This is a genomic window from Halomonas dongshanensis (assembly GCF_024790395.1).
Taxonomy (GTDB): Bacteria; Pseudomonadota; Gammaproteobacteria; order Pseudomonadales; family Halomonadaceae; genus Vreelandella; species Vreelandella dongshanensis.
In genome coordinates, this window is record NZ_JAJISC010000001.1 from 21,991 (window position 1) to 45,725 (window position 23,735).

Sequence of the window (23,735 nt, forward strand, 5' to 3'; positions counted from 1 at the left end):
GGCCCTATCTAGGGGGTTATACCTAAAAGGTTCTATCGAGGTGCGCCTCGTCCGCCGGCAACAGGGCATCGAGCCCGGCCAGAGTGCGCCTAAGCGCCCCGCGCTGGGCCATGACCACATCGCGCCCCGCCGCGCCTTGCTCAAGGGCAAGCGATGGCACTTCCCACAGGCTTGCGACCGCGTTCGCCAGCGCGCTGGCATCCATAACGCGCATCAGCGCGCCGCTGTCTAAAAGCGGTGCGGCGACGTCGTCGAAATTCTCAAGCGACGGCCCGCATAGGACGGGAAGCCCGAGCAGCGCCGGTTCGACCACGTTATGCCCCCCTAGCGGCACGAGGCTTCCGCCAACGAATGCCACACTGCCTGCGGCGTAGAGCACGCCAAGCTCACCCAGGGTGTCGCCAAGGTAGACCTGCGTCTCGGCGGTGATGGCCTCCCCTCGGCTGCGCCGGGCAAGCCTAAAGCCCTGGCGCTCGATTAGCGCGGCAACGGCGTCGAAGCGCTGCGGATGGCGCGGCGCCAGCACCAGCAGCGCGTCGGGAAAGCGCTGACACAGCGTGCGGTGCGCCGCCAACACCTGCTCCTCTTCACCCTCGCGAGTCGAGCCCGCCACCCACACCGGGCGCGCCGCGAGCGTTGCGCGAAGTCTCTCGCCCTGCTCACGGGTGGTGGATGAGAGCGTCATATCGAACTTGAGCGAGCCCACCACGGCCATACGCGCGGGTGGCGCACCGAGTGCTTCGAGGCGTTCGGCGTCGGCTGGCGACTTGGCGGCGATCCAGTCGAGCTTATCCAGCGTCTCGCTCATCACCCCGGTAAAGGCGCGATAGCGCTTGAAGGCGCGCGGCGAGATGCGCCCGTTGACCAGCGCCGTCGGCACGCCTTGACGGGCGCAGGCATCGATTAAATTGGGCCACAGCTCGGTTTCGAAGAGCATGCCAAGCGCTGGCGCAAGGGCCGCCACGAAGCGCCGCGCCGCGCCCGGAAAGTCCAGCGCGACGAAACGATGCACTAGGCGCGGATTACCGAGTTCGTCGGCAAGCGCATGTACTTGGCGCGCGCCGGTGGCGGTCATGGTGGTCACGCAGAGGATGTGCTCAGGGTAGCGCGCAAGCAGCCCTTCGATGAGGCCGCGCGCCGCGCGCACCTCGCCCACCGAGGCGCAGTGCAGCCATATACGCGGCCCAGCGGGAAATGTGCCGAGCGCGAACCCCAGGCGCTGAGCGCGCCTATAGCCGGATAGCTGCTCGCGCCATATCCGCTGAACGATCAGCGGCGAAAGCGCGTAGAGCAGCGTCGAATAGCTAGCCCGGGCAAGGCCCATCAGCGTTCGCGGTCCATAATGGCGGCGATCATACCGGTGGTGGACACTCCATCCTCGAAGCCCAGCACCTTGACCTCACCGCCGTTGGCGATCACCGCCTCGCCGCCCGCGATCTCCTCAGGCGCGTAGTCGCCGCCCTTGACCAGGATATCCGGCAGCACGCGCTCGATCAGCGCCTGGGGAGTATCCTCGGCAAAGGGTACCACCCAATCCACGGCGCCGAGTGCGGCGAGCACCTGCATGCGCCGGGTGAGCGTATTGACGGGCCGCTTGGGCCCCTTGAGACGGGCCACCGAAGCGTCATCGTTGACCGCGACGATCAGCCGATCACCCAGCTGTTTTGCTTGCGCCAGATAGCTCACGTGCCCGGCGTGGAGGATATCGAAGCAGCCGTTGGTCATCACCACGCGCTCGCCGCGCGCCTGGCCTGCGCGTACCGCTTCGATCAGCGGTGCAGCCTCGAGGATGCCGAACTCGGCGGGACGGTCACCGTGCAGCGCGGTATGCAGCTCGGCGATGGAGAGCGTTGCCGTCCCCGGCTTGGCAACGACGAGCCCGGCGCCGAGGTTGGCCAGCATCATCGCCTCGGGAAGCGCGTAGCCCGCCGCCAGAGCGAGCCCCATCAGGCCGATGACCGTATCGCCCGCGCCGGTAACGTCGAACACTTCCTGGGCGCGCGTAGGCAGATGCAGCGGCGCCTGCCCCGCGCGAATCAGCGTCATGCCCTTTTCGCTACGGGTGACCAGTAGCGCTTCCAGATCGAGCTCGGCGCGCAGCGCTTCGCCGCGCTGGGCAAGCTCGGCGTCGTTTGCGCAGTGGCCAACCACCGCCTCGAATTCGGCGAGATTGGGGGTGATCAGGCTGGCCCCGGCGTATTTGGTGAAATCCTGCCCCTTGGGGTCGATCAGCACCCGCTTACCCTGCGCGCGCGCCAGGCCAATCAGCGTTTGCACCTGGCTCAGCGTGCCTTTGCCGTAATCGGAGAGAATCACTACGTCGCAGTCGGGCAGCACGCGTTCGACGTCGCCAATGAGCGTTGAGGTATCGACGCCGTCCAAGCGCTCTTCGAAATCCAGGCGCAAAAGCTGCTGGTTGCGGCTCATGATACGCAGCTTGGTGATCGTCGGAACGTCGGCGCTGCGCTGAAAGTGAGTGTTTACATTCGACGCATGCAAACAGGCTTCGAGCAGCGCGGCGTTGTCGTCGTCACCTACCAGTCCCGCCAAGCTTGCCTGGGCACCGAGGGCCGCGATGTTGAGAGCGACGTTGGCCGCGCCGCCAGGGCGGTCGTCGGCCTCCTCCACGCGTACTACCGGTACTGGCGCCTCGGGCGAAATGCGCGAGGTGCCGCCGTGCCAGTAGCGATCCAGCATGACGTCACCAACGACGAGCACACGAGCGCCTTCGAGCGCGGTCAAATCAACTTTCATCCATCGATCCTGATGCGGGTGGACGTGAAATGGGCGCGGCCTCGGCGCCTTCGGCATAGGTACTCGTACTTTCGGCGTCGGCGAAAGCCGCTGCGGTATGCGCCAAGAGCGCGTCCAAGTGAGCAATGACGTCATCGGCCTTGATCAGTTGCATGGCGTCGCGGTGGCGAACCCTCTGGCCCCAGCTCACCTCGTCAACGTCCTTATCGAGATAGGCGCGCACCGCGTCAGGGTAGGCGTTGACGGCAAAATCGCGCCACAGATAGGGCGCGGCGCGCTGGGGGTTGGTGGTGGCGTAGAGGCCAAGCGTCGGCACGCCCATGGCGTTGGCCATGTGGACGGGGCCGGTATCTGGCGCGATCACCGCGCGGGCGCCGCCAATCAGCGCTAGCACGCCCTTGAGCGACGTGGCACCAATGGCGCTGATCACGCTCTCCGGTTGGCAGAGAGAGACGATTCGCTCGCCCATTTCGCGCTCCTGGGGGCTACCGCCGCCGCTTAGCACGCTCTTTAGCCCGTACTGGGTGTAGGCGTGCTCGATGACGCTGGCATAGCCCTCCGGCGACCAGTTGCGGAAGTTACGTAGACGCGGGTTGGCACAGGGATTGATGACCACGTAAGGCGCGCTGATGCCAAGCCCGCGCACCTCTTCGATAGCGCTTTCGGGCACCGGCATATCCCACTCGAGGCGATCGTTCTCGACACCGAGCAGGCGGGCGAAATCCATGAATGATTCAAGTACGTGAGCGCGGGGATGCGGCGCCAGCTGACGCTGAGTGAACCAGTGCTGGGCATCCTTGGCGCGGGCCTTGTCGTAGCCAACGCGCACATCGGCCTTGAGCCCCAGCGATAGGACGCTGGCGCGAATTGCCTGTTGCATATGCAACAATACGTCGAAACGGGTATCGCCAAGTGTGCGCCACAGCGCACGCATGCCAGCAAAACCGGTCGCCTTGTCGTAGACCACGAACTCGACCCCAGAGAGCCCCGCCAGTAAACTGTGCTCCCCCTTGCCAATGATCCACGTGATACGCGCCTGGGGCCACTGGCGCTGCAGCGCGCGCACCGTCGGCACGAGGTTGCACACGTCGCCCAGCGCCGAAAGACGCAGGATGGCAATGTGTTTGGGTTGAGAAGGCAGAGAGGGCTTCATGCGCTTAGCGGCACTCCGACAGGGAAAAAGGCGGATTTTACATGATCCTGACAGTGTATGTGACGCGCTGGGATCCGACCATGTTCCCCCCGGGCTCTTCGACCCCGCCTATTGGGAGGCCGAAGGCCGCGTGGTGGGCCGCGCACCAGGGCGCGGGGAAAGCCTGTTCGTGCAGGCGGGTGCGTGTCAGTGGGTCATTCGCCCCTACCGCCGCGGCGGGCTGGCGGCGCGCCTAAGCCGTGAGCGCTATCTCTGGACCGGCATCGAAGCGACTCGCGCCTTTCGCGAGCTGCGCCTGACCGCAACGCTTTTCGACCAGGGGCTGCCCGTACCCCGCCCGGTAGCTGCCTGCGTTACCCGCCAGGGGCTTACCTACACCGCGACGCTTATCACCGAGCGTCTGCCCCAGGCCCAGCCGCTGGCGGCGCTGCTAGATCAGCATTCAGGTCAAGCTTCAGGTGAGAACCCAGGGCAAAACAGCGCGCCTGTCGCCCTGCTCGAAGCGGTTGGCGCGATGATCCGGCGCTTTCACGCCGCGGGCCTCGATCACGTCGACCTCAATGCGCGCAATATCCTCGTCACCCCCGACCAGACGCCCTGGCTGATCGACTTCGACCGCTGCCGGATACGCCCTCAGGGTAAGTGGCAGGAGGCCAATTTGGCGCGGCTGGCGCGCTCGGTGGCCAAGTTCACCGCGCAGCCAGACGTGCCCATACAGGCAATCGAGCAGGGCTACCGTCAGGCGAGGCGATAAGCATCGAGAAGATGCGCCACGTGCGTCTCTAACGATAGATTCGCCTCGACCCACTGCCGAGCATTAGCCCCCAAACGCCGACGCTCGGCAGCATCCTCGATGAGCGCTGCTAGCGCCGTTGCCCACGCAGCACAAGAGTCTGGATCAGCTAGCCGCCCTGTGTCCTCATGGATCACCTCTGGAATCGCGCCGCTATCGGCGCCGATGACCGCCGCCCCCGCCGCCATGGCTTCAATCACCGTGAGTCCGAAGGCCTCGTTACGCGAGGGAATACAGACGATGTCCAGAGCCCGAAGCAGTTGCGGCAGATCGCTGCGAAAACCGGTAAAGCTGACGCGCCCTTCGAGGCCAAGCTCCGCGACTCTTTTGTGCAACTGTGCCACGTAGGCCTCGTCACTTCCCTCCTCAGCTTTAAGCCCGCCAATGATGACCCCGTGCCACGACGGCTGCGGCGCCAGCTGGGCCAAAGCATCGAGCCAAACTTCGTGCCCTTTGCCCGGCGTCAGCCTGCCCGGCAGTGCAATCAGGCAACCCTCAGGCGGCAAGCCCAGATCGCTGCGTGTTAGCGGCGGAGCTTGAAAGGGCGCGGTATCGATACCTAGCCCCAGACAGAGAATACGCTCGGGGGGGAGCGGTAACGCCTTTAGGTTGCGCCGGTAGGTTGCTTGGCTGATAGCGAATACGCGCGTCACTTGCGCATAGGCAAAGCGATGATAGAGCCCCTTCTTGGGCCGGGTAACGCCCATGTGCTCGGTAAAGTAGAGCCGCAGCCGTGGCCGCAGCTGAGCCAACAGCGCGCCAATGCGCAAATCACTCGACTTGTGGCAGTGCAGCACTTCGATGGCATGCGAATCGATATAGGCAAGCAAGCGTCGAACAGCCAATAGCGCTCCCAGAGGGCTCTTTACCGTGAACACGTCGGCACCAGCGCGGCGAACACTCTCTGCCACGCGCGAGCCGGACAGCGCCAGTGCATGGTTGACCGCTCCCTGACGCTGCAATTCAGGCATAATGCGGGCCGGGTACATCTCGAGCCCACCCCATCCTCGCGAGAGGCAGATCTGCATAATATGCTGGGTCACGAGTATCCCCTTTTTCGCTGCATTCGATTCGGTCGACTCGATGTGGATAGAGACACCGCTATTAAGGAGTGCCTATGGGTCACCCGCCAAATGCCAAACGGCTGCTGGTCGTTCGCAACGACAAGCTCGGTGACTTCATGCTGGCGTGGCCAGCGCTGGCGACGTTGAAAAAAGCATCCGATGCCCTGCACGTGACCGTGCTGGTGCCCCGCTACACCGAGACCGTGGCGCGCGCCTGCCCCTGGGTCGACGAGGTGATCGTGGATCCAGGCAGCAGCGCCGACGCTCAAGCGCAAAAGGCTCTCTTGACACGCGTGAAAGCGGCGCGCTTCGATGCGCTACTGACGCTGTTTTCGACGCCGCGCATCGGCTGGCTCGGCTGGCGTGCGGGCATCATTCTGCGCGCTGCTCCGGCGACCAAGTGGGCGCAGGTTTTCTACAACTTGCGCGTGCGTCAGCGCCGCTCGCGCTCGGAAAAACCCGAATACCGCTACAACGTCGAACTCGCCGAAGCGCTATTAGTGCGCTTGGGCATCGCCTTACCGGCGACACCTGCGGCCCCGCCTTTTTGGCCGCTGGACGATACCACTCGGCACGCCTCGCGTACACGCTTGGCCGCCGCACTGGAGGCGCCCACCGACGCTAACGCGGATACGATGCGTCTCGTGGTCGTTCATCCGGGCAGCGGCGGTTCGGCGGTCAATCTCGATCTTGACCAGTACGCCGCGCTGATTGCTCAGATCAGCCAGCAGCAAGCGCCCTCCTCGGCGCCGCTTGGTTGGCTTGTCAGCGCCGGGCCCGGTGAGACCGAAAACGCCACGGCGCTTCTAGCGCAGCTACATGAGCGCGGTATTCAAGCGGCTCTCTTTCCGCCTAGCGCCAGCGTAGTCGAATTCGCCACGCTGCTGGCGGGGGCCGACCTGATGATCGCCGGTTCCACCGGCCCTCTTCACGTGGCCGGATGCTTGAACATCGCTACGGCGGGTTTCTACCCAGCGCGCCGCTCGGCCACGCCGCTGCGCTGGCAGACCTGCAACGCAGCGAGCCGTCGCCTGGCGTTCAGCCCACCCACCACCGCCGACGAGCGCGACATGCGAGCCATCGACCTCGACGCCGCAGCGCAGGCGATCTCAGCGCTGCTCGGGCGCTGAGGTGCGGGTGCGGGTGCGCACCCACAAATCGGCGTACTTGCAAAACGTCGAGTGCGCCGAGAGCAGCGCTAGCAAAAGCCCCTGACGGCCATCGAGAAACCCCGCTTTGAGCAGGTACATCTTGAGAAAGCAGGCAATGCCGTGGGTAATACCACGGCCGAGGGAGCCGCGCTTGCCTTGGGCCGCGCGCTGCTCGGCCCAGGCATCGGCGTAGTGCGCCGACTTCTCAAGGTAGTGGCGTAAGTCGCGGTAGGTGTAGTGTTCGAGATCACCGGCCAAGGGCGTTACGCTCAACCCTTCGGGTACGATGAGTTTTTCGTGTACCAATGCGGCGTTGTAGGAGGCCTGGCCGCGCGGATAAAGACGCAAGACGCGATCGGGATACCAGCCCGAATGGCGAATGAAACGCCCGAAGCACCAAGAGAGACGGCTAATACTGTAGACCGCAGGCGGCGCCTTGATCGCGGCCAGGATGCTCTCCTTAAGCGCAGGCGTAACGCGCTCGTCGGCATCGACCATCAAGATCCAATCGTTAGATGCCAGGGCTTCGGCCCGCTGGCGCTGCACGCCAAAGCCCTGCCAATCGGCGTTGACGCTAACCTTGGCGCCAAACTCGGCGGCGATCGCGCAGGTTGCATCTTGGCTGCCGCTATCCAGCACGACGATCTCGTCGGCCCAGGTCAGCGTCTCCAGGCACTGGCGCAGGTGCTGCGCTTCGTTCTTGACGATCAAAACGGCTGAAATCGGCACGGTGCTCCCTTTATCTCGCGAGGGCAGTGAAGTAGTAGAGTGAGCCTCATCCTAGCATGCAAATCCCCGGCACTTGTTCTTTCCGCGGTGCGGGGTTTGGTAAGCTAATGGATTCTCTCGGCCTGTCGGAAGGAACCCAGCATGTCCGCGCGTTTTTTTACCTCTCTTTTTCCCTGGCTTCCTCTGGGCGTGATGGGCTTAAGTCTTGGTTATGCCTTCACCGTGCTGACGCGCTTTCCCTGGTGGACGCTGTTCATCGTGGCGCTGGCGTGGATGGCACTCGGTGCCGCTTTGCGTTGGGGGCGGCCGCGTAACGCTCGCTATCGGCGGGTGTGGCCGTGGTCGCTGCTGCCGCTAAGCCTAATGGGCGTCTACGTCTATCTGGCCGACAGCTTCGGTATCGTCGACCTTGCCGCCATCTTCTTTCACCTTCAGGCGGGCATTGCCGAGCACGGTGGCGCCGAGAAAATGGTCACGGCCGTTCTCTATACCCTTACCATGCTCGGCATACTCGCTTCGGTGACCTGGATCGCGCGGCACGATCAGCGCTGGCGGCTGGGTGATCGCTTTTTCGCTATTGCCCTGCTTGCGGGTAACCCGCTGCTTTTTGGTCTCGGCCAGCGCAGCGCAGCGATCATCACCGATGACGGCGGCTGGCTCGACCGGCGCTACGTCGCTCCGCCGGATAGCGAGCTGCGTAACGCCCCCAACCTGGTACTGCTCTATCTCGAAAGCCTCGAGCGTACCTACGGCGACGAGCAGTTCGGCGGCGTCTACGACGATCTCGATGCCCTGGGCGAGCGTGGGATCGTCTTCGAAGGCGTGAAGCAGATCGACAATACCGGCTGGACCATGGCGGGAATGATCGCAAGCCAGTGTGGCGTGCCCTTGATGCCCGCAGGACTCATGCACGACACCCAGTTCGAACCGCTCTCCGAGGTGGTGCCAGGGGTCGACTGCCTGGGCGATCTGCTGGCGGCGCAAGGCTATCGCCTCTCCTACCTTGGCGGTGCCAGCACCCAGTTTGCCGGTAAAGGGATTTTTTACCGCGGTCACGGTTTCGATAGCGTGAAAGGCCGCGACGAGTTCGAACCGATGCTCGACGACCCCGAGTACGTCAACAGTTGGGGCATCAACGACGACACGCTCTACGATTTCACGCTCGATGAGATTCGGCGTTTGAACGACGAGGACGATGGCCCCTGGGTAGTGGCCAACATCAACCTGGCGGGCCACTCTCCCCACGGCTTTCCCTCACAGACCTGCATGGACGAGCAGGGCCTGTTCGACGGTCAGGACATTCTCTATTCGGTGCGCTGCTCGGCCTGGGAGGCACGTCGCTTCGTCGAGCGCCTCGACGACGAGGGCCTGCTCGACAACACCATCGTGGTGCTGCTCAGCGATCATTTGACCATGCGCGTACCGGTGTGGGACCAGTTGACCCAGCTCGAGCGCGAAAACACCTTCATCATGCTGGGCGACCGCTTTGCCCCTGGGCGTATTCAGCGCGAGGCCAGCATGGTCGATGTTTTCCCCACCCTGCTCGAGGCGCTCGGCTTTAAGCTCGACGAGCACCGCGCTGGGCTTGGTGCATCGCTGTTCGGTGAGCGTCAAACGCTGATCGAGGCGCATGGCCTGCCCATGGTCAACGAGCGCCTGCGCGAAGAGACGGCGCTCCAGCACCGCCTATGGGAGGGCGTGGCGCCGCGTCGGCGCAGCGAAGCCACGCCCCATGAGCAGGTCAACGAGATCATCGGTGATACCCAGGCCGATGCCGCTACGCCCTAATACGAGGCTTACCTTACGATGATGCTCGACCCCACCTGGACGGCGCTGTGGTTACTGCTCTGTGCCGCGCTTTTTGCGATTCCTGGCCTGGTCTACGCCCGGCGGCGCCAGGGCGGCCTGGATGACTATATCTCGGCGCGCAACAGCCAGAGCACCCAAGCAACGACCCTGACCCTGGTCGCCACCACGCTGGGCACCTGGATTCTCTTCGGCCCGGCTCAGGCCGCTACCTGGGGTGGCATTGGCGCAGTGCTAGGTTACGCGCTGGGCTCCATGGTACCGCGCTTGGTGATGATTCCCCTGGGGCGGCGCATGCGCGAGCTGATTCCCGAAGGGCACGGTCTCACCGAGTTCGTGATCCATCGCTACGGGCGAACCATGTACGCCTTTACGCTCACCATCATGCTGTTTTATCTGTTCATTTCCCTGGCGGCGGGGGTAACCGCAATCGCCCATATGGTGACGCTGCTGGCGCCGATTCCGCTCTGGCTCACCGCCAGCGTAGTGATGATCGCGACGTTGCTTTACACCTTCTACGGCGGCCTGCGCACCACCATCTTCACCGACAAGGTCCAGATGCTGGTGATTTTGCCGTTGCTGGTGCTGCTATTGGTGTTCGGCTGGCAGGCCGCTGGCGGCGCGGCGCCAACGCTTGAGGGCTTGAAAGCGCGCGCGCCAGAGCTGCTGGATATCACCGACCCAGTAGGTCTACGCGCGGGCCTGACCTTTTTCATCGCGGTGATGTTGACCGGCTTGTTCTACCAGGGCACTTGGCAGCGCATCTACGCGGCCCGAGACAACAAGGTGCTGCGGCGCAGCTTTTGGATCGCGGGCGTTTTCAACTTCCCGGTAATCGTGCTGATGGGGCTGTTCGGTCTGGCCTTCGTGGGCCTGGGGCTGGAGGGGGAGAGCTCAGTGGCACTATTTAGCGTGCTGCTCTCCAAGGTGCCGCTATGGTTCGCTCTGGCCTTGATTCCGCTTGGCTTGGCGCTGGTGATGAGCAGCGCCGACACCACCATCAACGCTACCTCCAGCATCATCGCGGTCGACATGCACCGCCTGCTGCCCCAGGCAAGCGAGGCCACCCTGATGCAGCTAGCGCGCTGGCTGATCGTCGTTGCAGCGGTTCCGGTGACCTGGGTAGCCGCCCAGGGTTACAGCGTGCTCTACCTGTTTCTGCTCGCCGATCTGCTGTGCTCGGCGGCGGCTTTCCCGGTCTTCTTCGGCCTATTTAACCGCCGCTACGATGGCCGTAACGCCGTCATCAGTACGGCGGCGGGGCTTATCGCGGGGCTTTTGCTATTCCCATCACCAAGCGGCAGCACCGCGACCCTGTTGGAATCCTTCCTGCTGGCCGCCTGTGTCCCGGTGGTGGTTTCGCTGGTGCTGATGAAGCTTCTGCCCTCGCGCCAAGCCTACGACTTCACTCGCCTTGAAAGCTTGGTTCGCCGCTTTGGTAGCTAACGCGGTCGCCACTCTTCTTAACGCCATCGGCTTGTCATCACGAGCATCTGGGGCGCGTTAGCCCCAGATGCTCGCGCAGGGTGCTGCCTGCGTACTCCCGGCGAAACAGCCCGCGCCGCTGTAGCTCGGGTACGAGCTGCTCGACCACGTCCTCGAAGCTGCCGGGAAGCGATGGCGGCATGAGGTTAAAGCCGTCTGCGCCGCCCTGCTCGACCCAGCGCTGCATCTCGTCGGCGATGCGCTCGGGCGTGCCCACCAGCGTACAATGGCCCCCGCCTGCGGCGAGCCTGCCCAGTAGCTGGCGAAGCGTTGGCCGTTCGCGTTCGATGATGCGCAAGATGTTAGCGTAGCGCCCCTTGGGGCCAGTAAAGGCATCCAGCGGGGGTAAATCGGGCACCGGCGCGTCGAGCGCCCAGTCGCTGACGTCCTGACCGATGAACTGACTGAGCTGGCGTCGCGAGCTCTCCACCGGTAAGAGTTCATCGAGCTCCCGCTGCTTGCGCCGAGCCTCCTCTTCGGTCGAGCCTACGTAGGTCACAAGCCCCGGCATGATCGCCACCTTGGGCCTACCCGCCGCCTTCACCCGCGCCTGTATATCGCCGTAATAGGCTTGGGCGGCAGGCAGATCATAGGCCACGGCGTAAATGGCTTCGGCGTAGCGCGCGGCCAGGTCGCGCCCCGGCTCCGAGGCACCGGCCTGAAACATCACCGGGTGGCCCTGGGGCGAGCGCGGCACCGTCAGCGGGCCCTCCACCCCAAAGTGCGCCCCGCGATGCTGGATGGGGCGAACGCCCTGGGCGCATGCGTAGTCGCCCTGACGGTCGCGTAGTAAGGCGTTATCGCTCCAGGAGTCCCACAGCGCCAGCACCGCGTTGGCGAACTCCTCCGCTCGGGCGTAGCGTTCGGCGTGGCTTGGCATGGCCTCTAGGCCGTGGTTGCGCGCCTCGGCATCGAACATCGAGGTCACCAGATTCCACCCCATACGCCCGCCAGAGATATGGTCTAGCGAGGCTAGCAGACGGGCGGCATGAAACGGCGTGTAGAACGTGCTGGAGACGGTCGCGATCAAGCCGATGTGCTCGGTGGCGCGCGCCATGGCGGCCAGCATCGTCAGCGGCTCCAGGGTCCACAGCGGGCCGTCGGCGACGTTACCCGCCGCGTGGCCATCGGCGAAGAACACCGCATCGAAGCAGCCCCGCTCGGCGAGCCTTGCCAGCTCCTCGTAGTAGCGGATATCGGCTAGGCGCTCGACGCTTGAGTGCGGATGCCGCCAGGCCGCCTTATGGTGGCCGCAGCCCAAGATGAACAGGTTGAGATGCATCGAGATCATCAGCCCTTCACCAAGCCGCCGTCGACCACCAAGTTTTGGCCGGTGATCGCCCGGGCCCAGGGCGAAGCGAACAGCAGCGCTGCGTCAGCGAACTCCTCCGGCGTGGTCACACGGCGCAGCGGCGTACTCGCGGCGATCAGCTCGAACACCGCCTCGGGCGTTGCGCGCGAGGCGTCGGTGGTGCGTAAAAGCCCTCCCGAGATCATGTTGACGGTGATGTTGTCGGGACCCAAGTCGTGCGCCAGCGTGCGCGTCAGCGAGAGCAGCGCGGCCTTGGCAGCGGTGTAGTCGTGGTACGGCACCACCGGATTCTGGAACAGGTTGGTGCCGACGTTGACGATGCGGCCAAAGCCAACCTCGCGCATACCCGCCAGCGCCGCCTGTACGGTATTCAGCGCACCGCGGGCCACGCCTTGCAGTTGATGGTCGAAGTGCGCCCAGGTCAGCTCATCGGGCCCGGGGCGGGCGTCGCCATCGAAGGCGAAATCCGGCAGCGCATTATTGATCAGCGTCGTGACCGGGCCACCGAAGTGCTCGCGGGCGCGCGCCATCATGGCGTCTACCGCCGCACGGTCACAAACGTCGGCAGCCACCGCCAAGGCACGCTCGGGGTAGTCAGCCACCAACGCCTTGGCGCCCTCTTCGCTGCGGCGATAGTTGACCACTACCCGCGCGCCCTGTTCGAGGAAGCTTCGCGCCAGATGCGTGCCGAGGCCGCGTCCGGCGCCGGTGACGAGAACCAGTTGGTGTGAAAGCGGCAGCGCTGACGTATGCGTGCACGCTGTGGAAGAAGCAGTAGAAAGGGCCATCGGCAATTCCTTGGTCGAGGCGAAGAACGCACGGCGCTCGCCTCGACCGACGACCGCACTGACATCCCTTCGCCGGTATGAACTGGATCAGGTTCGACGGGTATTTTCTCAGCCCCACTACGTAGCGGGACACCCCGTGTCATGCGCCCTCGACATTAGCCCATCGGCGCCAGGCGGACAAGCTACTTCAGGCGGGTGCGTCGGCAATAATCGAGCGCTGAATCCCCTCGACGCTCATCTGCTTCAAGCAGTTGGTGTGGCCCAGCGGGCACTGCCGCTTGAAGCAGGGCGAGCAGTCGAGGGCCAGATAGTGAACGCTTGCCTGCGCGGTGAGCGGCGGCGTATAGGCGGGCGACGAGGAGCCATAAATCGCTTGGATACGCACGCCAACGGCCGCCGCAACGTGCATGAGCCCCGAGTCGTTGGTCACCACCTGCTGGCAGTCGGCCAAGAGATCGACCGCATCGGCGAGCGCTGTTTCGCCGCACAGGTTGTGCGCATGGGCGAGCCCGTCGACGATGGCATCGCCCGCCGCGCGGTCCTTGGGCCCGCCCAGCACGCGTACGGCGTAGCCCGCCTCGATGAGCTGGCGCGCCAAGGCGTGGAAATGTGCAATCGGCCACTGTTTGGCCGGGCCGTACTCCGCCCCCGGCATCATGCCGATCGCCAAGCGCGAGGAGAGCCCAAATTTGAGCCGCAGTGCCAGCAGATTATCCAGATCGACCCGCAGGCGCGGCCTGGGAATGGCAAAATCGCCGCGCTCAGCCTCCACAAGCGGTAGGCCAAGCGAGACGAAGCGTTTTACCGTTTGATCCAGCACGCGCTTGTCGAGCTTGCGTCGCTCGGTCAAAAGCCCGTAGCGCTGCTCGCCCAGAAACCCCACCCGCTGCGGAATACGCGCCATGAAGGGTATCAGCGCCGATTTCCACGAACGCGGCAGCACGATGGCGCGCGAGAAACGCCCCTTGAGCCCACTCGCCAGCGCCCGCCGCGCGCGCAGGCCAAACTCACCGTGGCCGACGCCGAGCGAAACCACTTCGTCGACCTCGGGCATACGCTCGAGAATCGGCTTCGACCAACCGGGCGCGACCACGGCGATGGCTGCGTCCGGATGGCGCTGTTTGAGCGTCATGAACAGGCTCTGCGCCATCACCATGTCGCCCACCCAGGAGGGGCCGACAACCAGAAGCCGTTCGGCTTGATCAGCCATTCAGCCACTCCAGGTAGGCCTTCACCCCCTGCGCCACGGTCTTGAACTCGACGTCGCAGCCCGCTTCGCGCAGCTTGGCGATATCGGCGCGGGTGTAGCTCTGGTAGCGCCCTTTGAGCTCCTCGGGAAAGTCGACGTAGTCGATCTCGCCTTTGCCGTAGAAGTCGATCACTGCCTCGCCAATGGCCTTGAACGGCTCGGCGCGGCCGGTACCCAGGTTGAAGATGCCCCGCGCCTCAGGATGGTCGAGAAACCACAGATTGACGTCGACGACGTCGCCTACATAAACGAAGTCGCGGCTCTGCATGCCCGCCTCATAGCCGTCATGGGCGCCGAAGAGCTTGAGGTTAAGGCCTTCTCTCACCTGACAGTGGTTATGGTAAGCCACGCTGGCCATCTTGCCCTTGTGCTGCTCGCGCGGGCCATAGACGTTGAAGTAGCGAAAACCGACGACCTGGGTGGTCAACTCGTCCCAGCGCGAGCGAACGTGCTGGTCGAACAAGAGCTTCGAGTAGCCGTAGACGTTGAGCGGTTTCTCGTGCTCGGGGGACTCCTGAAATACCTCACTGCCGCCGTAGGTAGCCGCCGAGGAGGCGTAGAGCAAGGGAATGCCCTCTTGCTCGCAGTAATCGAGTAGCACCTTCGAGTACTCGAAGTTGTTCTCCATCATGAAGCGGCCGTCCCACTCGGTGGTATCCGAGCAGGCCCCTTCGTGGAAAATCGCCTCGATCTTGGGCAGGCGCGCAGGTTCACCGTCCAGGGCAGCCTGCACCCGGCTCAGAAAGTCGTCCTTGTCGAGGTAGTCGGCCAGGGTGCAGTCGGCCAGATTGACGAATTTGGTGCCGTCGCTCAGGTCATCGACCACCATGACGTCGTTGCGCCCACGCGCGTTGAGCGCCTTGACCAGGTTGGCTCCGATGAAGCCGGCACCGCCGGTTACTACGATCATGCTGTTCTCCTCGCCTTTACGGCTGGTGTTGGCGTTCGCGCCTATAACCCATCTGCCTGGGATTGTATACTTGACGCCTCATGAATTCATGGTCAACGGTGCTTTCCGCGATGAGTGACTCGACAAACCCGTCGACACCCGATGTGTCGACCTTTCAAGGCTTGATCCTTGCCCTGCAGCAGTACTGGGCGGAGCAGGGCTGCGTTGTACTCCAGCCGCTGGACATGGAGGTCGGCGCAGGGACCTTTCATCCCGCTACGTTTTTGCGCTCGATCGGCCCGGAAACCTGGAACGCCGCCTATGTACAACCATCACGGCGCCCGACCGATGGCCGCTACGGCGAGAACCCCAACCGCCTGCAGCACTACTACCAGTTTCAGGTAGTGATGAAGCCCTCCCCGAGCCATTTCCAGGAGCTGTATCTGGGCTCGCTCAAGCGCTTGGGCCTCGACCCGCTGGTGCACGACATCCGCTTCGTCGAAGACAACTGGGAATCGCCCACGCTCGGCGCCTGGGGGCTGGGGTGGGAAATCTGGCTCAACGGCATGGAGGTGACCCAGTTCACCTACTTCCAGCAGGCTGGCGGCATCGAGTGCTACCCGGTGACCGGCGAGCTGACCTACGGGCTCGAGCGTATCGCCATGTACCTGCAAAACGTCGATAGCGTCTACGACCTGGTATGGGCCGTAGCCCCCGATGGCAGCAAAGTGAGTTACGGCGACGTCTACCTGCAAAACGAACGCGAGCAGTCCGCCTACAACTTCGAGCACGCCGATGTCGAGCAGCTCTTCAAGGCTTTCGACCATCAGGAGCAGGAGTGCGCCAAGCTGCTTGCCGCTGAGCTTCCGCTGCCCGCCTACGAGCAGGTGCTCAAGGCGTCGCACACCTTCAACCTGCTCGATGCGCGCCACGCCATCTCGGTGACCGAGCGTCAGCGCTTCATCCTGCGCGTGCGCACCCTGGCCCGCGACGTGGCCCACGCCTACTACGCCTCGCGCAAGGCTGCCGGTTTCCCCCTGGCCCCCGAAGCGCTACGCCGTGAACTCTTAGCCGATCAGGGAGATGCATGATGGCCGTTGATACACTGCTGCTCGAACTGGGCGCCGAAGAGCTACCGCCCAAGGCGCTGGATAGCCTCGCCGATGCCTTCGCCGACGGTATCGAGAAAGGCCTGCGCGAGGCCGAGGTGCCCTTTGCCAGCGTCATCGCCTTCGCCACGCCACGCCGCTTGGCGGTACGCGTCACCGAACTCGCCGATAAGCAGCCTGACCGCGACCTCGAGCGCCGTGGTCCAGCCTTGGCAGCCGCCTTCAAGGATGGCGTAGCCACCAAAGCCGCCGAAGGCTTCGCCCGCTCCTGCGGCGTGACGGTGGATGAGCTGATTCATCTTGAAACCGACAAAGGCACTTGGCTTGGCTACCGCGAGCAGCAGCCCGGTGAAAGCGTTCAGGCACTGCTACCTGCGATAGTGAGTAAAACGCTTGCCAACCTGCCGGTACCCAAGAACATGCGCTGGGGCGCCTCACGCGTAGAGTTTTCGCGCCCGGTGCACTGGCTGGTCGCGCTCTATGGCAGCAATGTGGTCGCCATGCAGGCCCTGGGGCTCGAAGCGAGCCGTACTACCTTCGGCCACCGCTTCCATGCTCCTGAAGCGCTACAGCTCGACCATGCCGATAGTTACGTCGATGCGTTGGAGAACGCCTACGTCATCGTCGACCGCGAACGTCGTCGCGCGCGCATTCGCGAGCAGGTGCTCGCCGAAGCCGAGCTCGTCGACGCCGAAGCGGTCATCGATGAAGCGCTTTTGACCGAGGTTAACGGTCTGGTCGAGTGGCCCGTGGCGCTAACCGGCAGCTTCGACGAACGCTTCTTGGAGGTGCCTGCGGAGTGTTTGATCTCCTCCATGAAGGCCAACCAAAAGTACTTCCACCTGCTCGACGGCAAGGGCAAGCTCAAGCCGCTGTTCGTTACCGTCGCCAACATCGATAGCCTCGAGCCGCAGCAGGTCATCGAGGGCAACGAGAAGGTCATCCGCCCACGCTTGGCGGACGCAGCCTTCTTTTACGACACCGATCGTAAGCAGCCTCTTGCCGCACGTATTCCTCAGCTCGAAAGCGTGGTGTTTCAACAGCAGCTCGGCACCTTGTCGGATAAAGCCCGCCGCAGCACGGTGATCGCTACGCATATCGCTCAGCATATTGGCGGCGATGCGGCTCACGCCCAACGCGCTGTGGCGCTTGCCAAGTGCGACCTTGTCAGCGAGATGGTGCTCGAATTTCCCGAGCTGCAGGGCATCATGGGTCGCTACTACGCTATCCAAGACGGCGAGCCCGCCGACGTCGCCCAGGCGCTCGAAGAGCAGTATCTGCCGCGCTTTGCCACGGACGAGACACCGCAAACGCCGACCGGCCAAGCGCTCGCTCTGGCTGACCGCCTCGATACTCTGGTGGGTATTTTCGGTATCGGCCAGCGCCCCACGGGCGCCAAGGATCCCTTCGCCCTGCGCCGTGCCGCCATCGGCGTACTCAATATCCTGATTAAAGGCGAGCTGGCGCTTGATCTGCGGGAGCTACTCAGCGTGGCCGCCGAACAGCACCGCGATTTGCCCAAAGCCGATGGTTTGGTCGACGACGTGCTCACCTACATGCTCGACCGCTTCCGCGCTTGGGGCCAGGACGAGGGCATCAGTGCCGAGATGTATCTTGCCGTGCGTGCCCGCCCCGTCACTGCCCCGCTCGACTTCGCGCGCCGTCTACGCGCGGTGAAGGCCTTTGCCCAGCGTGACGAAGCCAGCGCCCTAGCGGCCGCCAATAAGCGGGTATCCAACCTGCTCGACAAGCAAGCTCACGACGGCTCTACCCAGGTCGATACTAGCCTTCTGGTCGAACCGGCTGAAAAGGCCCTCTTCGATGCCGTTAGTGCCCGTCGCGAGCAGGTGACGCCGCTGTTTGCCGCTGGCGATTACCAACGTGCACTGGATGTGCTTGCCGAGCTACGTAGCCCCGTCGATGACTTCTTTGATGATGTTATGGTCATGGCCGAAGACGATGCCACGCGCAATAACCGCTTGGCGCTATTGGCAAGCCTGCGCGCACTCTTTCTCGAAGTGGCAGACATCTCGTTGCTGCCCTGATCGGGCATAGGACTGGCTCACACATTCTTTGTGGCAGTGAGCCTTTCCTCAGAGCCGGTGGCCTTAGGTCACCGGCTTTTTGTTTCACGTGAAACATTGGCGCCGAAGTACTAAACTTTACACAGATGAAACAAAGCTAAGCATTAAGTTAAGCATAAACTCCGTGTATCAAATCCATCTATAAACCTATGCAACAAACCCAGGCGTTGCCGTGTCACACGCTCGCCGGGACGCTTTGGCGTGGGCAAACGCACTCTTGGGCAGTACGCTGCCAAGGATCTTCCATGTACGATCTCTTCTTACTCGACACCTACTCCAAGCAGCAGGACACCATGGCGCCGCACGTCGTCGAAGGACGTAAGGTGTGGCTCAAGCGCGCCGCCAAGCGCAACTCGCGCCTCTCCTATCTGCCGCTAAGCGTGCTGGCAAAATGGCTAAAAGTGGACGCCTTCAAACCGGTCCCCAACCTGGGTGGGGAGAAGAGCATCCTTACTGAAGCCAGTCGCATCCAAACACTGGCGCAGGCGGGTATCGCCGTACCCACCATTCTGGCGCAGCAGCCTCAGGCGCTGCTGCTTGCCGATGCCGGGGATAACGGGCAGCCTGCCGTCACTTTTTTAGAGAAGCTGGAACGCTCCCAAACGCCCGACGAAGTGGATGCCACCCTTGCCCAAGGCATTACCGCCCTCAACCGGGTTCATGCTCAGGGCTGCTATCTGAGCGAAGCCTTTGCGCGCAATATCCTTATGGCCGGTGAGCAGACCGTATTCATCGATTTCGAAACCGACCCAGGTACCGTACTAAGCCCGGTGGACTGTATGGTACGCGACTGGTACTGCCTCATTTTTTCGCTCTACGGCAAGTTCCATAAGCGTCCGCTCCAAGGCGAGCGCCTCGCTCCCGCGCTGCTCACCGGGTTACAGCAGGCGTCTCAACCGGTACGCGAGCGCTTTCGTGATACCCTTCCCCACCTCTTACGCTTGAAGCGCATCCCCTTTCGTCGTTTTGGCAGCGATGGGCGCAAAATTGCTTATACCCTTCAGGCGCTGGTCATACTTCAACACGGACTCTGACACACGGCCATGTCTTCCTCGACACCCACGCTTCCCCTTTCACCCAAGCGCTTGGTGATCCTCGATCGCGATGGCGTGATCAACCAAGACTCCGACGCCTATATCAAGTCGCTCGACGAATGGATCCCCTACCCCAGCGCAATCGATGCCATCGCTCGCCTGTGCCAAGCGGGCTATACCGTCGCCGTTGCCACCAACCAGTCGGGCATTGCGCGTGGCTACTTCGATGAAGCCGTGTTGGCTCAAATGCACGACCGCCTGCAGACACTGGTTGCGGCGCAAGGCGGCCAGATCAGCCACATTGCTTACTGCCCTCATGGCCCGAATGACGCCTGCAATTGCCGTAAACCTTTGCCGGGATTACTGATCCAGGTTCAACACGCCCTCGGGTTTGAGGCCCTGTCAGGCAGCTGGATGATTGGTGACAGCCTGCGTGACTTGCAGGCTGGCCAAGCGGTAGCGTGCCGTACGGCGTTGGTGAGAACCGGTAAGGGAGCTGCCACCGAGGCCAAAGGATACGGCCTCGATGATACGCTGATCTTCGATGACCTCGCCGCTTTTACTACGTGGCTTATTGAGCCCGTTGAATAAAACAGATCGGACTCTTGTAAGCCGGTTATTGATCTTTTCACAAGAAAAAGCGCCGTAGACCTGAGTCTGCGGCGCTTTTTTCGCTAACTACTGTTTCACGTGAAACACTAGACGTCGAGGTTGGCAACCAAAGCGTTGCTCTCGATGAAGTCACGACGCGGCTCGACTTCATCGCCCATCAGGGTGTTGAACATCATATCGGCGGCAACGGCATCTTCGATGGTTACGCGTAGCATGCGGCGACTATCCGGATCCATGGTGGTTTCCCACAGCTGATCGGGGTTCATTTCGCCCAGCCCTTTATAGCGCTGTACCGAAAGACCACGCTGGCCCTCCTGCATGAGCCAGTCGAGCACTTCGGAGAAATGCTGCACCGGCTTCTGGCGTTCGCCACGCGCGATGAAGGCGCCCTCTTCGAGCAGACCGCTGAGCTGCTCGCCCAGCGCAGTCATAGCGCGATAGTCGACGCTTTCGAAGAAATCGAGCCCCCAGGCGTAATCGGTGGTAACGCCGTGCGCGACTAAGGATACCGTCGGCAGAAAGAGAGCGCGCTCTTGATCCTCTTCCAAATGGAAGTGGTAACGCGGACCGCCTTCGTAGGCCACCATGTCGTCCATGGCCTTTTGTAGCTCGTCGATCCAGTTCTGCATGGTAACGCGATCTTTCAGGCTAGCCTCACCCTGTAGCGCGGAGGCGTGAACGATCTTGCGCAGCACTTCGAGCGGATAAACGCGGGCCAGGCGATCGATGCGTTTGAGCACCTGACGATACTGGTTGACCAGGGTTTCCAGCTGCGACTCGGTGATCCCCGGCGCATCGGCATTGACGTGCAGACGCGCGCCGTCCAGCGCGGTGGTGGTCAGGTAGTCGACCATCGCCTGCTCGTCTTTGAGGTAGAGTTCCTGCTTACCGCGCTTGATTTTGTAAAGCGGCGGCTGAGCAATGAAGACGTGGCCGCGCTCGATCAGCTCGGGCATCTGGCGGAAGAAGAACGTCAGCAGCAGCGTACGAATGTGCGAACCATCGACATCGGCGTCGGTCATGATGATGATCGAGTGGTAGCGAAGCTTATCAGGGTTGAACTCTTCGCGACCGATACCGCAGCCTAGCGCGGTGATCAGCGTGCCTACTTCCGCCGAGGAGAGCATTTTGTCAAAGCGCGCTTTTTCGACGTTGAGGATTTTACCCTTGAGCGGCAGGATCGCCTGAGTGCGACGATCACGCCCCTGCTTAGCGCTACCGCCAGCGGAGTCGCCCTCCACCAGATAGAGCTCGGACTGGCTGGGATCTTTTTCCTGGCAGTCGGCAAGCTTGCCGGGGAGCCCGGCGATATCCAGCGCGCCTTTACGCCGCGTCATGTCGCGTGCCTTACGCGCGGCCTCGCGCGCACGGGCGGCGTCGAGCATCTTGTTGACGATCGCCTTCGCCTCGTTGGGCTTCTCGATCAGATACTCAGAGAACAGGCGCCCCATCTCCTGCTCCACCGCCGTTTTGACTTCGCTGGAAACCAGCTTGTCTTTGGTTTGCGAGGAGAATTTGGGATCCGGTACCTTGACCGAAATGATCGCCGTCAAGCCTTCACGCGCATCGTCGCCCGAGGTATTCACCTTGGCTTTTTTCAGCAGCCCTTCGGCTTCGATGTAGTGGTTGAGCGTGCGCGTGAGCGCGGCGCGAAAACCGGCCAAGTGAGTGCCGCCGTCGCGCTGGGGAATGTTATTGGTGTAGCAGAAGATATTCTCGTTGAACGCTTCGCTCCACTGCATCGCCACCTCTACTTCGACGCCATCTTCGCGCGTGGCGTTGAAGTGAAAGACCGGGTTGAGCACGGTCTTGTTGGTATTGAGGTGGTCGACGAAGGCTTTAAGACCACCTTCGTAGTGGAAGAGCTCTTCTTTGCCGCTGCGCTCGTCCATCAGGCGAATGGCCACGCCCGAGTTCAAGAAAGAGAGTTCGCGCAGGCGCTTGGCGAGAATATCGTAGTGAAATTCGATATTGGCGAACGTGTCGGGCGACGGACGAAAGTGCACCTTGGTGCCGCTTTTTTCGGTCTTGCCCACGACGCCCAGCGGCGCCTCGGGAACGCCGTGGCGGTAAAGCTGTTCGAACACCTCGCCTTGGCGCCAGATCGTCAAGCGCAGCTCTTCAGAGAGAGCGTTGACTACCGATACGCCAACGCCGTGCAGACCGCCTGATACCTTGTAGGAGTTGTCGTCGAACTTACCCCCCGCGTGAAGCACCGTCATGATGACTTCGGCAGCGGAGACGCCTTCCTCCTCGTGCAGCTCGGTAGGAATGCCACGGCCGTTATCGCTGACCGTAATCGACTCGTCGGGGTGGATGACAACGCGAATCTCACTGCAGTGGCCAGCCAGCGCTTCGTCGATGGAGTTATCCACCAGCTCGAAGACCATGTGATGCAGGCCGGTACCGTCGTCGGTATCGCCGATGTACATGCCCGGACGCTTGCGTACCGCGTCCAGCCCTTTGAGCACCTTGATGCTTGATGAATCGTAAGCCTGCTCGCTCATTGACCACTCCGTCGTGAAGTCTGTCGTTCCATGTCGTGTTACCCGTCTGGCAGCAACCGCCCTATCCCGTATTCGTCCTGTTTCACGTGAAACATCTCGACGGGGGTGGTCGACTGCCAGTGACCTTTCAAGGCACTGGGTTCGACGCTGGTAATAAATGCTTGGCACTGCATCTCTTCGAGAAGCTGGCAGAAACGCTGGCGATGACGCCCATCGAGCTCTGCCGGTAAATCATCGACCAAATAGACACAGTGGCGCTGAGTACTTCTTTCCAGAAACCGGCCTTGGGCAAGCTTCAATGCGCTTACCACCAGTTTCTGCTGGCCTCTGGAAAGAACTTCGATGGCCGGTAGTTTGTTGAATCGAATACGCAGATCGGCCCGCTGCGGCCCTTGCTGGGTAAACCCCATCTGCTTGTCACTCACGCGCGCCTCCTCGAGCACCTCATCAAGCGCACGTTTTTTATCCCAGCCCCGAGCATAGTGCACCGTCAAGCCAGGAAGCGGAAGCAGCCCCTTCAACGTCTCGTCGAATACGGGCAAAAACGCGTCGAACCACTCGCGTCGCAACGCATCCATTTGCGTGCCCCATTTGGCCAGCTCCTGTTCCCAGGGCGCTAAGTCCTGGCCGCTTATTCTACCATGCCTGAGCAGGGCATTCCGATGTTTCAGCGCCCGCTTGGCGCGCTTCCAGGCGTCCAGAAAGGAGTGTTTCACGTGAAACACTCCCCAGTCGAGAAACTCGCGACGTCCTGCGGGTGAGCCCTCCAACAAGCGAAAGGCATCGGGATTGATCAACTGTAGCGGAAGCGTTTCGACTAACGACGCTAAGCGAACGTCTTTATCCCCTTGGAGACGCAGCTCCAGCTCGCGCTGGGCGCGAAATCGCCGTACCCCTAGGGTTACCCCCGGCTCACCAGACAAGCGGCCGTAGAGGGTCATATGAGGCAGTTCGGACTGGATCACATTCTTGAGCTGACGGGTACGAAACGAACGCCCCATGCCGAGCACGTGAATGCCCTCCAAGGCGCTAGTTTTGCCGCTACCGTTGGCCCCATGTAGGAGATTGATTCGCGCCCCAGGCGACCAGGAGAGCGGCGCCAAGTTGCGTAAGCCGTCGAAGTTGAGCTGCTGTAGGCTCATCGCGCCTGCCTTTTCACGTTGATCCACCGGTTAAACTGCCCACGACCCCAAAACGAAGACGGCGCTTCTGAAGG

General features: G+C 62.6%; 19 protein-coding genes and 1 riboswitch. Of the genes, 8 read left to right on the forward strand and 11 right to left on the reverse strand.

What is annotated here, in order from left to right; genetic code table 11:
* Positions 1–22: 22 nt before the first annotated feature.
* The 3 genes from waaA to LLY24_RS00130 are packed head-to-tail and all read right to left on the reverse strand — an operon-like array spanning position 23 to position 3,907.
* Positions 23–1,324, reverse strand: a complete 1,302-nt coding sequence (gene waaA / locus LLY24_RS00120; protein WP_259034238.1) for a lipid IV(A) 3-deoxy-D-manno-octulosonic acid transferase — start codon at positions 1,322–1,324, stop codon at positions 23–25.
* Positions 1,324–2,754: a bifunctional D-glycero-beta-D-manno-heptose-7-phosphate kinase/D-glycero-beta-D-manno-heptose 1-phosphate adenylyltransferase HldE gene (gene hldE, locus LLY24_RS00125; protein ID WP_259034239.1), complete on the reverse strand. Its 1,431-nt coding sequence runs from the start codon at positions 2,752–2,754 to the stop codon at positions 1,324–1,326. The genes waaA and hldE overlap by 1 nt, the downstream gene beginning before the upstream one ends.
* A complete protein-coding gene (locus LLY24_RS00130; protein WP_259034240.1) occupies positions 2,744–3,907 on the reverse strand; it encodes a glycosyltransferase family 9 protein in 1,164 nt (387 codons plus the stop codon). Before LLY24_RS00130 ends, hldE begins: the two co-directional genes overlap by 11 nt.
* Between LLY24_RS00130 and LLY24_RS00135 the strand changes: the two genes are divergently transcribed.
* On the forward strand, positions 3,906–4,661 hold the full coding sequence (locus tag LLY24_RS00135; RefSeq protein ID WP_259034241.1) for a 3-deoxy-D-manno-octulosonic acid kinase: 756 nt from the start codon (positions 3,906–3,908) through the stop codon (positions 4,659–4,661). The genes LLY24_RS00130 and LLY24_RS00135 overlap by 2 nt on opposite strands.
* Here LLY24_RS00135 and LLY24_RS00140 read toward each other — a convergent pair.
* Positions 4,646–5,743: a glycosyltransferase family 4 protein gene (locus LLY24_RS00140; RefSeq protein ID WP_259034242.1), complete on the reverse strand. Its 1,098-nt coding sequence runs from the start codon at positions 5,741–5,743 to the stop codon at positions 4,646–4,648. The two genes, LLY24_RS00135 and LLY24_RS00140, sit on opposite strands and share 16 nt — an antisense overlap.
* Positions 5,744–5,817: 74 nt before the next feature.
* Here LLY24_RS00140 and LLY24_RS00145 point away from each other — a divergent pair, with 74 nt between their 5' ends.
* Positions 5,818–6,894: a glycosyltransferase family 9 protein gene (locus tag LLY24_RS00145; RefSeq protein WP_259034243.1), complete on the forward strand. Its 1,077-nt coding sequence runs from the start codon at positions 5,818–5,820 to the stop codon at positions 6,892–6,894.
* Here LLY24_RS00145 and LLY24_RS00150 read toward each other — a convergent pair.
* Positions 6,874–7,644, reverse strand: a complete 771-nt coding sequence (locus LLY24_RS00150) for a glycosyltransferase family 2 protein (protein WP_259034244.1) — start codon at positions 7,642–7,644, stop codon at positions 6,874–6,876. The two genes, LLY24_RS00145 and LLY24_RS00150, sit on opposite strands and share 21 nt — an antisense overlap.
* 141 nt (positions 7,645–7,785) lie before the next feature.
* Between LLY24_RS00150 and LLY24_RS00155 the strand changes: the two genes are divergently transcribed.
* A complete protein-coding gene (locus LLY24_RS00155) occupies positions 7,786–9,432 on the forward strand; it encodes a sulfatase-like hydrolase/transferase (RefSeq protein ID WP_259034245.1) in 1,647 nt (548 codons plus the stop codon).
* A gap of 18 nt (positions 9,433–9,450) precedes the next feature.
* Positions 9,451–10,896, forward strand: a complete 1,446-nt coding sequence (locus LLY24_RS00160) for a sodium:solute symporter family transporter (RefSeq protein WP_259034246.1) — start codon at positions 9,451–9,453, stop codon at positions 10,894–10,896.
* A gap of 37 nt (positions 10,897–10,933) precedes the next feature.
* On the opposite strand, the gene LLY24_RS00165 is transcribed toward LLY24_RS00160, so the two are convergent.
* The 4 genes from LLY24_RS00165 to rfaD all read right to left on the reverse strand — a co-directional run bounded on the left by LLY24_RS00165 (position 10,934) and on the right by rfaD (position 15,194).
* Positions 10,934–12,226 (reverse strand): LLM class flavin-dependent oxidoreductase, encoded by a 1,293-nt coding sequence (locus LLY24_RS00165; protein ID WP_259034247.1) that lies wholly within the window; start codon positions 12,224–12,226, stop codon positions 10,934–10,936.
* A complete protein-coding gene (locus LLY24_RS00170; RefSeq protein WP_259034248.1) occupies positions 12,226–13,035 on the reverse strand; it encodes a 3-oxoacyl-ACP reductase in 810 nt (269 codons plus the stop codon). Before LLY24_RS00170 ends, LLY24_RS00165 begins: the two co-directional genes overlap by 1 nt.
* A gap of 47 nt (positions 13,036–13,082) precedes the next feature.
* Positions 13,083–13,182: riboswitch (TPP riboswitch) on the reverse strand.
* A gap of 40 nt (positions 13,183–13,222) precedes the next feature.
* On the reverse strand, positions 13,223–14,245 hold the full coding sequence (gene waaF / locus LLY24_RS00175) for a lipopolysaccharide heptosyltransferase II (RefSeq protein ID WP_259034249.1): 1,023 nt from the start codon (positions 14,243–14,245) through the stop codon (positions 13,223–13,225).
* Positions 14,238–15,194, reverse strand: a complete 957-nt coding sequence (gene rfaD, locus LLY24_RS00180; RefSeq protein WP_259034250.1) for an ADP-glyceromanno-heptose 6-epimerase — start codon at positions 15,192–15,194, stop codon at positions 14,238–14,240. The genes waaF and rfaD overlap by 8 nt, the downstream gene beginning before the upstream one ends.
* 110 nt (positions 15,195–15,304) lie before the next feature.
* Between rfaD and glyQ the strand changes: the two genes are divergently transcribed.
* The 4 genes from glyQ to gmhB all read left to right on the forward strand — a co-directional run bounded on the left by glyQ (position 15,305) and on the right by gmhB (position 19,991).
* Entirely contained in the window at positions 15,305–16,264 is a 960-nt protein-coding gene (glyQ, locus tag LLY24_RS00185) for a glycine--tRNA ligase subunit alpha (protein ID WP_259034251.1), read from the forward strand.
* The gene (glyS, locus tag LLY24_RS00190; protein ID WP_259034252.1) at positions 16,264–18,327 is read left to right on the forward strand and encodes a glycine--tRNA ligase subunit beta; all 2,064 of its coding nucleotides are present in this window, start codon (positions 16,264–16,266) and stop codon (positions 18,325–18,327) included. Before glyQ ends, glyS begins: the two co-directional genes overlap by 1 nt.
* Before the next feature lie 284 nt (positions 18,328–18,611).
* Positions 18,612–19,400 carry a BUD32 family EKC/KEOPS complex subunit gene (locus LLY24_RS00195; RefSeq protein ID WP_259034253.1) on the forward strand — a complete coding sequence of 263 codons (789 nt, stop codon included), beginning with the start codon at positions 18,612–18,614 and terminating at the stop codon, positions 19,398–19,400.
* Between the two features lie 9 nt (positions 19,401–19,409).
* Positions 19,410–19,991 (forward strand): D-glycero-beta-D-manno-heptose 1,7-bisphosphate 7-phosphatase, encoded by a 582-nt coding sequence (gene gmhB / locus LLY24_RS00200; RefSeq protein ID WP_259034254.1) that lies wholly within the window; start codon positions 19,410–19,412, stop codon positions 19,989–19,991.
* A gap of 107 nt (positions 19,992–20,098) precedes the next feature.
* On the opposite strand, the gene gyrB is transcribed toward gmhB, so the two are convergent.
* Together gyrB and recF are read right to left on the reverse strand one after the other, a co-directional pair.
* Complete coding sequence (gene gyrB / locus LLY24_RS00205) at positions 20,099–22,519, reverse strand: DNA topoisomerase (ATP-hydrolyzing) subunit B (protein ID WP_259034255.1); 2,421 nt, start codon at positions 22,517–22,519, stop codon at positions 20,099–20,101.
* A 38-nt stretch (positions 22,520–22,557) separates the two neighbouring features.
* Complete coding sequence (gene recF / locus LLY24_RS00210; RefSeq protein WP_259034256.1) at positions 22,558–23,661, reverse strand: DNA replication/repair protein RecF; 1,104 nt, start codon at positions 23,659–23,661, stop codon at positions 22,558–22,560.
* Positions 23,662–23,735: the final 74 nt, after the last annotated feature.